Source organism: Lelliottia sp. RWM.1 (assembly GCF_016859735.1).
Taxonomy (GTDB): domain Bacteria; phylum Pseudomonadota; class Gammaproteobacteria; order Enterobacterales; family Enterobacteriaceae; genus Enterobacter.
Genome location: NZ_WLVC01000005.1, coordinates 1 through 12,432, shown reverse-complemented (window position 1 = coordinate 12,432; position 12,432 = coordinate 1). Strand labels below are relative to the sequence as shown.

11 protein-coding genes and 1 pseudogene are annotated in these 12,432 nt (G+C 40.5%); 5 read left to right on the top strand and 7 right to left on the bottom strand.

Annotated elements, in window-relative coordinates:
* Positions 1-66: 66 nt before the first annotated feature.
* The 3 genes from GF617_RS05875 to GF617_RS05865 all read right to left on the bottom strand — a co-directional run bounded on the left by GF617_RS05875 (position 67) and on the right by GF617_RS05865 (position 3,996).
* Positions 67-1,581, bottom strand: coding sequence for a sensor domain-containing diguanylate cyclase (locus GF617_RS05875; RefSeq protein WP_203451377.1), 1,515 nt, complete (start codon positions 1,579-1,581; stop codon positions 67-69).
* A 239-nt stretch (positions 1,582-1,820) separates the two neighbouring features.
* Positions 1,821-3,359 (bottom strand): EAL domain-containing protein, encoded by a 1,539-nt coding sequence (locus GF617_RS05870; protein ID WP_203451288.1) that lies wholly within the window; start codon positions 3,357-3,359, stop codon positions 1,821-1,823.
* 193 nt (positions 3,360-3,552) lie between these two features.
* Complete coding sequence (locus GF617_RS05865) at positions 3,553-3,996, bottom strand: hypothetical protein (RefSeq protein ID WP_181623162.1); 444 nt, start codon at positions 3,994-3,996, stop codon at positions 3,553-3,555.
* A 240-nt stretch (positions 3,997-4,236) separates the two neighbouring features.
* Here GF617_RS05865 and GF617_RS05860 point away from each other — a divergent pair, with 240 nt between their 5' ends.
* A complete protein-coding gene (locus GF617_RS05860; RefSeq protein WP_203451287.1) occupies positions 4,237-5,736 on the top strand; it encodes a cyclic diguanylate phosphodiesterase in 1,500 nt (499 codons plus the stop codon).
* 41 nt (positions 5,737-5,777) lie between these two features.
* Here the strand turns inward: GF617_RS05860 and GF617_RS05855 are convergent, their stop codons facing one another.
* From GF617_RS05855 to GF617_RS05845, 3 genes and pseudogenes are all read right to left on the bottom strand, one after another.
* Positions 5,778-6,725 carry an acyltransferase gene (locus tag GF617_RS05855; protein ID WP_239006357.1) on the bottom strand — a complete coding sequence of 316 codons (948 nt, stop codon included), beginning with the start codon at positions 6,723-6,725 and terminating at the stop codon, positions 5,778-5,780.
* Between the two features lie 27 nt (positions 6,726-6,752).
* Positions 6,753-6,911, bottom strand: coding sequence for a hypothetical protein (locus tag GF617_RS05850; protein ID WP_203451285.1), 159 nt, complete (start codon positions 6,909-6,911; stop codon positions 6,753-6,755).
* A 203-nt stretch (positions 6,912-7,114) separates the two neighbouring features.
* Positions 7,115-7,285, bottom strand: a pseudogene (locus GF617_RS05845) (NADP-dependent isocitrate dehydrogenase); the annotation flags it as partial.
* Between the two features lie 574 nt (positions 7,286-7,859).
* On the opposite strand from GF617_RS05845, the gene GF617_RS05840 reads away from it, so the two are divergent.
* The 3 genes from GF617_RS05840 (at position 7,860) to GF617_RS05830 (ending at position 11,235) form a co-directional block, all read left to right on the top strand.
* Entirely contained in the window at positions 7,860-8,792 is a 933-nt protein-coding gene (locus tag GF617_RS05840; RefSeq protein WP_203451376.1) for a glycosyltransferase family 2 protein, read from the top strand.
* 3 nt (positions 8,793-8,795) lie between these two features.
* On the top strand, positions 8,796-9,512 hold the full coding sequence (locus GF617_RS05835) for a bifunctional 2-polyprenyl-6-hydroxyphenol methylase/3-demethylubiquinol 3-O-methyltransferase UbiG (RefSeq protein WP_203451284.1): 717 nt from the start codon (positions 8,796-8,798) through the stop codon (positions 9,510-9,512).
* A gap of 142 nt (positions 9,513-9,654) precedes the next feature.
* Complete coding sequence (locus GF617_RS05830) at positions 9,655-11,235, top strand: hypothetical protein (RefSeq protein ID WP_203451283.1); 1,581 nt, start codon at positions 9,655-9,657, stop codon at positions 11,233-11,235.
* A 185-nt stretch (positions 11,236-11,420) separates the two neighbouring features.
* Here GF617_RS05830 and GF617_RS27060 read toward each other — a convergent pair whose 3' ends face one another.
* Positions 11,421-11,597 carry a tail fiber assembly protein gene (locus tag GF617_RS27060; protein WP_239006349.1) on the bottom strand — a complete coding sequence of 59 codons (177 nt, stop codon included), beginning with the start codon at positions 11,595-11,597 and terminating at the stop codon, positions 11,421-11,423.
* 216 nt (positions 11,598-11,813) lie between these two features.
* Between GF617_RS27060 and GF617_RS05820 the strand changes: the two genes are divergently transcribed.
* Complete coding sequence (locus GF617_RS05820; RefSeq protein ID WP_203451281.1) at positions 11,814-12,056, top strand: DinI-like family protein; 243 nt, start codon at positions 11,814-11,816, stop codon at positions 12,054-12,056.
* Positions 12,057-12,432 lie beyond the last annotated feature (376 nt).

Below are 12,432 nucleotides of genomic sequence, written 5' to 3'. Positions count from 1 at the left end.
CTTGCCCACTTTCGAGTGGGCTTTTTTTTGCGCGCCCTTCTCTTTAAGGGGCTTTCCTGCCCACAGCTACCCAGCCACAAAGGCATACTGATTTCGTCCTGAGCGTTTCGCCTGATACAGCGCATTGTCGGCAGACATGACGATACTTTGTTCTTTACCGGCAAGCGTGACAGCACGCGCCGTTGAAATTCCCACACTCACCGTGACACGACCAAATGGACTAAACCCGTGCTCAATATTTTCTGCATTGACCTCCCGGATTATAGACGCCCCTAGACTGATCGCCTCCGCGTTGCCCATATGGGGTAAGATCAGGGTAAATTCTTCGCCGCCATACCTCGCGACAATCTGATCGTCACCCCTTACACTCTTTTTAAGGATTTCACCGAGCTGCGCCAGGCAGCGATCCCCCGCCGGGTGACCATAGTTGTCATTGAATTTTTTGAAATAATCGACGTCCACAATCAGGACTGAAATCAGGGAATCTTGCTGTGCACAACGTGCAATTTCAGAGAGTAATTTTTCATCAAAAATACGTCTGTTATTAAGACCCGTCAGAGCATCTTCTGAGGCAATAACCTTAAGCTCTTCATTTGCTTGCTTTAACACATTTTTAGCGGCAGCAAGTTCTTTGTTCATTTTGTGCTTTTTTGATAAATCTGAATACAGGAAATAGGAAGCTACAATGAGGACCACAGTAAAGATGAATATCAGTACAGCTAACTGAATAGCCTGTTTTCGCCATGAATACATTGCCTCATCAGTACTAACGGCGACCGTAGTGACTAAACCGTAACGCTTATTCTTCTCAAACGCGTATATTCGCTCAATGTTGTCAAACCGCGATATTGACCTGGCAATACCTGAATTCTGGACCTTTAGGTATTTTCTGAAAAGCGGAGAGTCGGAAACGATCGCACCAATATAGTTATTCTTGAAGGGATATCTTATCAATAGCACCCCTGACTCCGTGGTTAACCCAATAACGCCCGAATGGCCAATATCAATCTGTCCATACAGCGCCAGAAAGTTTTCAATGCCCAGGGTGACGACGGCGACACCGTTGAAATCACCAGTATGGGTTTCGAGTCGTCTACTGATAGTGATAACCCATTTACCATTAGTCCTGCTGATCACCGGTTGTCCGATAAAAACACGCTTCCCGCTGTGTTCCCGGTGATAGATGAAAAATGCCCTGTCTGCACTGTTTCGTCGCCCTGAAAAATCCTCATGCAATGCCGTGACCACATCTCCTCTGCTATCGTAAATGATCACATTATTAATTTGAGAAAGAAGGTCGTCCTGATTTTTCATCATCCGCTGAATATTGGCGGCCTGTTGTGGGATCATGCCATAAATTTCAGTCATATCAGAGATCGTGGTTATAAGCATTTCGCTCTGACGCATGATCCCCTCAGTATAAACATCTAGCGTATGACTGAGGTTGGCGACACTCGTGTTAATTTGATGAATTGACTGCTGCCTGGATGTAGTGATTTGAAAAGCAAGCGACAGCGAAATAACAAATGAGACGATGATAACAGTAATGGTTGTTGTGTAAAAAACACTCTTCACATGCACTATCTTACCCACCTTATCGCACCTTAAAACTCCCTTGCTGGCACGTCTCGTTACTGTAGCAAAGGTCAAGAGGAGAGAAAAACAAATTGTGCTTAGGCGTCGAAAGTTTCGCAACCGCATTGCAAACCGGATGTGTGGAGTCGTGATACCCATTATATGGTAAAGATAAGGCCCATGTATCGATGAAAACTCCATATTATCGCTACAATAAAGGATACATTTTCAGTGATAACACCAGCTCACATCTTCTCATTTTCGTAGAGTTTGATCTTCTCCCTGGGTTTGGAAAGTAATAGCTTAATAAGCTCAATGTATGAGACCGGTTTACCGAAATAATACCCTTGCAACAAAGTAATTTCATTGCGATTAAGATAGTCTAGTTGCTCCTTTGTTTCGACCCCTTCAGCCACGATACTTAATGATAGTTTTTTCGCTAACTCAATAACACAGTCCAGAAGCATCGTTGAATCTTTCTGCTCTGTTACTCTGTTCACAAAACTCTTGTCAATTTTGATGTAGTCAATTGCAAGATTATTAAGGCAGGAGAGACCTGAATAACCTGTGCCAAAGTCATCTAATGCAATAACAAATCCGGCATCATGCAGCGTGTTTAAATTCTCAATCAAGTGAGGATTGTCAAGCAAAGGCTCCCTTTCCGTGATTTCCAGGACCAGTTTTACTTTTTTTCCCTTGAATCCCTGACCAAACGCGTGGCAGTCCCCAATAAAGGAGGACGAATTAATATGACTGGCACTCACATTGATCCCAATATGAAAACCATCAGGTAGCTTAGGTGAGAGAGGTTTAAGTTGACTAACGACCTTCGCCATAAGATTTTTCGTAAGAGGAATAATCAATCCACTACGTTCAGCTATCGGAATAAATACATCTGGCGGGATGAATCCTGATTTCGGGTGCTTCCATCTTGCAAGTACCTCTACACCATAAAGCCCACCGGTTTCGCCGTTTACCACTGGCTGGTAATACGGAGTAATTTCTCCTTTGGTGATGGCTTTACGGAGATCATCTTCAAATGTAGTGCTTTTACCCATATACCGACGCAACAAAATTCCCATGACAACGGACAGAAAGAAAATCAATAACAGGAGGCTCCAACCCTGTTGCACTAACCGCGTTGAGTTAAAAAATGGTAGAGGCTGCCAGGTTATGCTGAAGGGGAACATTGTCGAGGACACCATGACAGGAACTTCATGCGATGACGCCACAATACTGACATCCCCTGTACGTTTCAGACTATGATCCCCTACCTGTAATGACAAATTCAGCCCTTCTGATACACCAGCCATCACATCTCGCAAATGCGCATCACTGATGCTGATCATAATGCGTCCATTAGCGATGGGGGTCTGAAAAATAAGAACAGGAACATCATTTAATAACCGCCTACCAGGAAGCAACATTAATTTTAGGTTGGGCAGAGTTTCAGGATGAATAATTAATACACCATTTCCGGGAAGTGAGGTGCAGATAATTCTCCCCTTCTGCTCTATCATAATTGCGCGCAAATGCGGTTTAAGTGCCGCTTCGGTCCCTAAGTCTAGTTGTCCTCGGTCCGTGCATCCTTGCTCGGCAACTCGCTGCGCAGTATTTGTTGCGCTCAGAGCCTCATTAAGAATAGTGTCTATTTTATGCGTGCTGATCCTGGCGGCCTCGGCGGTGCTCATCGTCGCCATATGCCAAAGTTGCCAGTTTATGATCAGCGACCCGGCCATAAACAGAAACAAAGCACTGAGCAAGGGGATAAAAACGTTGCGCACAATTTTTTCCTTTATACAGAAAAAACAAGCCGTTTTGTCAGGTTGAATGAGAGACAGAGACTGACTCAGCGCCGCTTATGGCGATGAGTAGAGCATAGCTGAGATTTAAGTTGAAGGCCTGGCTACCGCGCCTGACTTTTTCACTGGCTCTACCCCGAGTGAGCCGACGCAAAGCCAAGTGACGCAAGGCATTTCAAAATTTTGGCGCAATGCCATATCGCGGTTTTTTCACATTTGCCGCCCAGACTTTGATGTTTCCCTGTAGCAGAAGTGTGAAGTCTGATCTCAAGTGGGCAAACATGTCATTCACATGATCTGCATCGACAACAGTAAAATGTTCAATTCTTTTTCCGGACAGATCGATGCAAGTATAAGCCGCCGGAACAATCGCACCATTCACATTAAGAGTCTGAATGCCATCGGCACACTCGCCATCTGTTGCCTGTGAAATGACGAGATTAGCAGAATTCTGTCCCGGATGAGAGAAGCTCACCATTACGGGCAATCCCTCAGATGTCTGCGTCATAACAGACAAGACAGCATCCTTTGCGTACCACGTATTGTATTCACGAGCCTGGTAAGTTGCCAAAGCAGAAGTTGAGGATAAAAAGAGGAGAGCCATCGCATAAAATTTCATCGTTTTCCTTAACGTCAGAGTTGCCAAATCGATTACTCAGAAGGCACAGAAAACATCACCAACAAGAAGTATTCTCACTTATTATGTTATCCACGCCCTAAAACAGTCAATGAAACGAAGTCCTGAGTCAAAATTGATGAGCAAAGTACAGATACATCCTGTTATTGGTAGGCTTGAGGCTTCTCTTGTTTGTGTTAAAATCTGGGCTATTTAAGATAACAAGTAGACAGGGCAATAAAAATGAAAAAGATCATTGTTGTGTCTATCATTTCAACCATCCTGGTTATCCTGTCTTTCTGTGCGGTTAATTCAGCAATTGTACAACAGCAAAAAAGCAAACAGCGTGAGATCGCCAATACGTTGTTGCAGTATTCTGAAAATTTATCATTAAGTGTCGCCAGTACACTTAAAAGTATGACCTCTCAGGGATGTGACAAAGAAAGCATCGATAATTACCGAAAAGTAAAACTCGACAGTCTGTACTTCAGTGATATTGGCTTTGTACAAAAAGGTAAAATACTCTGCACGGCATTCTGGGGAAAACTGACAACCCCTATATTACTTCCCAATGAGTTACATCGGACCCCAAATGGCTTTACTCTGGTTCAATTTTCGCAAAAAAATTTTTTCACAGGCAATGCTGCTATTTATAATAACATTATCATTTTTACGTCCAGATATGCTTATGATAAATTTATTCCGGTAACTGCAAGCTATTCATTAAATTCGACAACAAAAGATTTCCGCAGGACTTTTTTTACCGCATCTCCATCATCAGAAAATCGAAGTTGGTTATCCTCAAAGTTATTTACATTGACCATAACAAAATGCAGTTCAACCTGGGATTTATGCGTTACCGTCAAACATAATGATGCAGGACTGGCTTCGCTATCAGTTGTGGTATTTATACTTCTTGGGGCTGTGCTTTATTTTATCTGGTTCTCACTGTTACTTTTCACTATCAGACTGTATGAAGATCGTTTCTCTCTTGAAAGGACACTCGTCAAAGCAGTGAAAGCTAATGCTTTTGAGGTCAACTACCAGCCAATCATTCGAACCTATGATCAAAAAATAATTGGTGTTGAGGTTCTGTCCAGATGGCGTGATACGAACCATATGCATATATCACCAGAATTTTTCATACCTCTAATTGAAAAGTTGGGACTTTATGACGAGTACTATACACATATAATGCGAAAAGCATTTTCTGAAATATCAAGTCTTATTACGGAACATCAACTACTTATCTCATTGAATGTCGGCAGAACCGAAATTGAAGATAAAACATTCAGTAAAGTGTTACATCGCGAGTGTTTACTTAACAACATACCGTTGTCATTGATAAAAATCGAGCTTTCTGAAAAAGCTGTCGCCAGTGAAGGTATTCTCGAAGAGTTTTGTAAAGAGCTAAAATCAATTGGCGTTAAAATATCTATCGATGATTTTGGTGTGCAAAACTCTAATATATCCAGACTGGCAAAACTTGAGTATGATGAAATAAAAATCGACAAATCACTTGTTGATGGTATTAGCGAAAATTATAAACAAGATATTTTCATTATTTTCTGCGATGCATTGATGAAACTTAATAAAACACTTGTTTTCGAAGGAGTCGAAGATCATATTCAATATGATTTTATTGCATCCCGATACCCTCACTCTCTTATCCAGGGATGGTATTTTTCTAAATCACTGAGCAAAAACGAACTGAACAACATCTTATCACCTCTCCAGAGATAAAAAGGAATCAACGGGAATCTATTGACTCCCGCCTGCCCCTATTAACCTATCTCCACGGGTTTTGTTTCCCCAGTTTTAATGTACAAAATTTTCCTGGCGATAATTTTAGAGTATTTCACCGCAGCAATATCAACAGGAGTCAATAAATGTGCAAAACCAATACATATTGCGATTGTTGATATCAGGTTAATAGTTGCATCAACATAAATCCCAAAACCATACGCAGGTAAGTGAATACGAAGATATGAGGACCATGAGCAAATAACGACTATCTGAATGAGATATAATGAGAACGAAATTCTCCCAAGATATTTAGAGAAAGAGTTTGAAAAGAAATGCATCAATGGTTGAGAATATGAGATACAAAAGATAAGGATTACGGCTTCCAGGCAATTGCCTTGATCCGTCGCTGGACGATTAAACGTATCATAAAAAATAACACCGATAAAAAGTAAAACAAGCAATACTTGTGTGATATCGTTGGTGAAATTTCTTTGCCGTATTTTTAGCTCTGCTAACATATATCCTGCCATAAAACAAAACATGTATGGCGAAACGTTATAAAAATAAACAACCAATACAGCAGCGACTAGCCAGTATATTTTATCCATCACCCTAAATATAGCAATGTACGAATAAATGAGAATGGAGCCCATCATCTCCACTGGCATTGTCCATAAAGACGAATTATACGTATGTTGCCCATCATAATTAAAAAATGTATCAAAAAACGCAAATCTTAGAGCATCGATAATATCTGGACTAAAGGTATAAAAACGACCTAACCACGACTTTGCCTCCTCAGTAGTTGACGATTCGACATTGTAAAAAAAACCCATTTTGAGAAATAAGTAGGCAATAACTGTTACAACAAAGACCGGGATTAACAACCGAAAATATCTGGCTACTGTTGTTATTGCTAAGTTTCGCTTAGTTGTTAAAATTTGACTTATAGAGAGAACGTACCCAGATAATACGAAGAAAATCATCACAGACAGATATGCGTGAGTAATAAATTAAAGATAAATTTGATGCACAAAATCGGGAGCGTCTAAAGCAATAACACCAACCATCGTGTGACCAAAAACAACTATCAGTGCAGCCCATCCTCTAATACCATCAAGAAACTCAAACCGTTTTTTGGGCATCACTTCATGGTTAACTGAAGCAGACATAAAAATTCACACCCTGAATATATTCTACCAATAAAAAAGGGGGTTATTATATGTGAAGTTTCTATTGAAGCGAACCAAAAAATAACAAACAAATATGAAAACTTGCTCTTATCCAGAAGATAAATAAGGCTGGCTGGCGTCGTTATTTAACAATAAAAACGGGAACCCATCGGCTCCCGTTCTTGTTTAACCCAGAGTCTGGGTTACATGTTCGCGATAATCGCGTCACCAAACTCTGAACATTTCAGCAGCTTAGCGCCTTCCATCAGACGTTCGAAGTCATAAGTTACGGTTTTCGCGTTGATTGCGCCTTCCATACCTTTCACGATCAGGTCGGCCGCTTCGAACCATTCCATATGACGCAGCAGTATTTCATTGAGTAAAAAGTTAACTTATGATTTATAAAGAAAAACACATTAAAATCACAATTCTCCGCCACTTTTTGCCACCTTTCTAACTACCTGATTTATCGTAATCATTTTTGAGTTTTGATAACCAATTTTTAGCTTCTTTGCCTTCGCCATGGCTAACGTTTTCCGATCAGGTTCAGCCCCGCCCCCATATGGCAAGTCTGCAACTTTGATGTTGCGAAGCGAGTAATGGCGGCAGTCTAGTTCAGACAGTGATATCAAACAGGTTCAGTCGCACACTGTAGAGTATCAATTTCATCAGAAGCACCAGTTCTTCTTCTGTGGCTTCACTCAGTTCAATCTCGTACTTAAAGTGGTACGCGCGCAGTCTCTACTCGCAGTCTCATTATCTGCTGTTTCAATCTTTGTTTAGCCCCTTCTTCGGTAGATTTGTACCAAAAAGCTGGGTAATATATAAGGCCCATGATTTCAACATTGAACAATGTGTGTATCAAGATAACCAACTGTTTGGGACAAAGAAGTGATGCGATATTCTGATTCATTGGAAGAAATTATAGAGACTCGAAATATTGACAATATTAAATTGTCGCTCGTTGTTCCTGTTTTTAATGAGTCAGAAACAGTCTCGATATTCACCGATACCGTTAAGGTGATTTTCAGCAAGCATACAAACGTTAAACTCGATATCATTTTTATAAATGATGGTAGCAGTGATGATACTCTCTCACGACTCCTTGCGTTACAAAAACAGAATCCAGAAGTCAGCATAATTGACTTAAGTCGTAACTTTGGCAAAGAGGCCGCACTTACTGCAGGATTGAACATTGCATCCGGGCACGTTGTGGTCCCGATTGATGTCGATTTACAAGATCCCCCCGAACTCATACTTGAAATGATTGCAAAATGGCGCGAAGGATATGACGTTGTAGTGGGAAAACGAATTAATCGCGACTCTGATACGTGGGCCAAACAAAAATCTGCATCTTGGTTTTATCGTATTCATAACAAAATTTCGGAAACTAAAATACCAGAAAATGTTGGTGATTTCAGGCTGATGGACCGTTTGGTTGTGGATGCATTGAAAGAGCTTCCAGAGTCACGACGATTTATGAAGGGACTTTTTGCCTGGGTAGGGTTCAAGACCGTTGAAGTGGAGTATACGCGACCTGAACGCGTTGCCGGGAACACAAAATTCAACGGATGGAAACTATGGAATTTTGCACTTGAAGGAATAACCAGTTTTAGCACTGACCCCTTACGAATCTGGACATACTTGGGAGGAGTGTTTGCCTTTATATCTTTTCTTTTTGCTATTTTTTTGGTTTTAAAGGTACTAATTTCTGGAATAGATGTTCCAGGATATGCCTCAGTTGCAGTTGCAGTGACATTTCTTGGCGGTTTACAGCTAATTGGCATAGGAATTATTGGTGAGTACCTTGGACGCTCCTATATAGAATCGAAGAGACGTCCAATTTACCTCGTCAGACGAATTTACTCTAAGAAGGATTAAAATATGGATCTGAAAGAAATTGATATTCTTGGTTCCAATATTGGGAAACATTGGTACTACAAATCTAAGGCAAAGGCGATGACTCGCCTGATCTCTGGTACATCCCCTTCAACTATCTTAGATATTGGAGCTGGTTCAGGATTCTTCTCGAAAAAATTGCTATCGGACACTGCAGCAAAAGAAGTTTGGTGTGTAGATATTAGCTACAAAGCCGATTCTGATGCATTAGAGGCTGGGAAGCCTATTCATTACAGAAAATCAATTGATAAAGTAGATGCAGATCTAGTGCTCCTAATGGATGTTCTGGAACATGTTGATGATGACGTTGGCCTGTTGAAAGAATATATTGCCAAAGTCCCGAGTGGAGCACGTTTTTTAATTTCTGTCCCTGCCTTCCAATTTTTGTGGAGCGGTCATGATATATTTTTGGAACACAAACGACGCTACCGTTTGACCCAATTGGAAGACGTTGTTCGTCAGTCCGGCTTAACCGTTAACCATGGGGCTTATTTTTTTGGTGCAGTTTTCCCGATAGCATCAACAATTCGCCTGGCGAGTAATCTGGTACAACGTGACCATAGTAAAGCGCACTCACAATTATCCAACCACCACCCTTTGGTCAATGCAGTTTTGACTGCAATGTGCTCTGCCGAAATGCCATTCTTTTCAAGCAATCGCTTAGCTGGACTGACAGTCTTTTGTGTGGCAGAAAAACCGTGATTATGTTGCCTACTGATGAAGGTCATATCCCATTGAAGCATAACTATTTATTACCACCCTATTTTGGGGATATTCATCCTACTGCGGTTCCTTCAAAAGGAATGGCAGCGATGAAATCTCATTCACTATATGTAATTTAAAAATGAAAATCTTTTCGAAAAACCATCTAATTATAGAGGCATTATCCGGCTCGATATTACTTTGCTCACTCCTTTTCTTATTGTTTTCAAAATACGGTTTTGGTTTTGAAGATGAAGGATTGCTGTGGTATGCATCTCAAAGAACACATGTCGGGGAATTAGCCATAAGAGATTTTTTTGCTTATGATCCAGGACGGTATTTTTGGAATAGTTTTATCTTTTATCTAACTGGAAATTCAGGACTAAACAGTTTACTGATAGCAGCATCGGCATTTGGTGGTGTTGGTTTGGCCACATCCTGGTACACTATGGGGGTTGCAAAAATTACTTTCCCATGGCGTCTAACCTTCGCAATCATTATAGCTATTGCATTATGCTATCCAAGACATAAAGTCTATGAGCAAACTCTGTCACTGATACTCGTTTCAATCATTTATTTTATTCTTCTTTCACCTAGTTCGATTAAACGATGGTTCTTTTTTGGTATACTTACTGGTATAGCTGCTTTTTTCGGTAGAAATCATGGTGTTTTCTTTGTTATTTCTGCATTAATCTTAGTTTTATACCTCTGGATAGATAAAAGTCTCAAGAATCCACGTAATTTAGCTTTATGTTATATTACTGGAATCATTGTCGGTTATCTGCCAATATTATCACTTATCTCCTTCGACCAACAATTCAGGGTTGAATTTATAGATTCTGTGTTATCGGTCCTTAACTGGCAACTTTCATTACCGATGCCCTTCTTCTGGAGGATGAATTATTCATCCGGGGTTAATTTTGATACAATAAATTATCTTTCCGTTGGTCTGGTTTGTATTTTAGCTCCACTCGTTTATTTAATCGGGTTATTCATTTTATTCATAACCGCATTCAAGAGAGGATCAAAAAACCATACCGTTTTACTATTAGGTGCGGCATCGTTAGCGGGATTACCTTACTTACATCAAGCTTTCGACCGAGCTGATTTTGGACACATTGCACAATCTATTTTGCCTGTTTTTATTGCAATAGCGGCAATGATATGCGAGTTTTCAAAGCATCCTCGATTCCGTATTGCATCTTACATTTTTTGTATTCTTTCATTAATAGTTTGTCTCAGTGCTTGGGTTACTAGCTTACCAATAACAAGAATGTTAAGAGCAGAAACTTCGCTTCCTGGCTCCATTGTTAGCTATCAGATAGATAATAATAAATTTTTGATAAATAGCTCCCAAGCTAATATCCTCAGCGAGGTTCGCAGAATTACGCAAAAATGCGAAGTTACTGATAATGAATTTTTGGCTTTGCCACAATTCCCCGGAATTTACGCATACCTAGGGCTAAAAGCTCCATTTTGGGAAATGTATTATTTATATCAGAGATCTTCAGAATTTCAGCTTCGCCATATCAAGGCAATATCTAAAGTTAAGGTCATATTAATTTCTCCTGATGCAACTGTAGATGGGCTTGAAAGACTGAAGCTAAAATACACATATGGAGACCTAATGGGCTACATTGAAAAAAAATATAAAAAAATAAACACCACTACATTACCTAGTGGAGTATATATATATATCGCACCCGGCGCGTGTGGCGATTAACAGAGATCATAATAGACAGTTATCTATTACATAACAGCTGCATAATATATGCAGCTTTTATACACCCATATATCTACTAAGTGTTATTAAGATTTAACCTTGATAACTTAATAACTCATGGATATATTTAAAGGCATCAGCCAGGCCCTGTATTTGCATGCCATAAAAGTGTGTTGACATATAATTTAGTCTAATGGAGCAACAGGCCATTTAATATTAGGAACTTCTGCTAAATCAACACGCATAAGAAAAACGCGGTACTTTTTCCATGCCTTTAGTTCTTCAGTTTCACTTTCAGTAGCGTAACGATCAGTTACCGCATCCTGTCGCCAGGATATTTCTGAATCAGCATGTAAACGCAAAAGTTCCTTTCTCTCAGGGTTCCAACAAAGTCTTCTGTGTGCAGGCAGCAATACCCTTTCGGGTTCAACTGCACTGCCGCGACGAACGCGGCGTGAATATCTGGCAGACGAGGCATTACCTGTACCTCCATTCATTGTTTGACTGTATACGTATACAGTAATGTTTTTATGAGTACAGATCAAGCACAGGCATTTTTCACACTTAAGGAAACGGTTATGTTCGTCGAACTCGTCTATGACAAACGCAATTTTGAAGGTCTGCCGGGAGCAAAAGACATTATTCTTAACGAGCTGAGCAAGAGGATTTCCCGCGTTTTCCCGGATGCTGAAGTTCGCGTTAAACCAATGATGACGTTACCTGCGATCAATACTGATGCCAGTAAGCATGAGAAGGAGCAGATCAGTAAAGCTGTTCAGGAGATGTTCGAAGAGGCTGAGTTTTGGCTTGTAAGTGAATAATGTTTTCTGTGTTCGGCTACGGCTTATTTTGCCGAATGCTGTAGCAGATAAGTATTCATCCTGTTGGAAACTTCTTATTGAATGACCAACACTCTAAATCGTTGGTGATGGCGGCAGCGTCTATCTATCGAGCATTTAGCTTCATTGGGGCATCTGCCTGGACCGAACACAAAGTGCCCCCACTATGACTTGATTTCGGTTGAGTCCAGTTGATAACAGGAGATAAGTTACGGGCTATAAATCGCAGTCTATGTGATTTGAGTTGATTTCTGTAGAACTGGGAAGAGTTTGAAATGGTGCGATAATAGGAGTCGAACCTACGACCTTCGCATTACCGAAACTCGCGTAACCACATGAGTTTGTGAAGTGCGATTGT

Coding starts and splice junctions, on each gene's coding strand:
- GF617_RS05865 (WP_181623162.1), bottom strand. CDS start 3,996: ATGAAATTTTATGCGATGGCTCTCCTCTTTTTATCCTCAACTTCTGCT.
- GF617_RS05860 (WP_203451287.1), top strand. CDS start 4,237: ATGAAAAAGATCATTGTTGTGTCTATCATTTCAACCATCCTGGTTATC.
- GF617_RS05855 (WP_239006357.1), bottom strand. CDS start 6,725: ATGATTTTCTTCGTATTATCTGGGTACGTTCTCTCTATAAGTCAAATT.
- GF617_RS05850 (WP_203451285.1), bottom strand. CDS start 6,911: ATGTCTGCTTCAGTTAACCATGAAGTGATGCCCAAAAAACGGTTTGAG.
- GF617_RS05835 (WP_203451284.1), top strand. CDS start 8,796: ATGGATCTGAAAGAAATTGATATTCTTGGTTCCAATATTGGGAAACAT.
- GF617_RS05830 (WP_203451283.1), top strand. CDS start 9,655: ATGAAAATCTTTTCGAAAAACCATCTAATTATAGAGGCATTATCCGGC.
- GF617_RS05820 (WP_203451281.1), top strand. CDS start 11,814: ATGTTCGTCGAACTCGTCTATGACAAACGCAATTTTGAAGGTCTGCCG.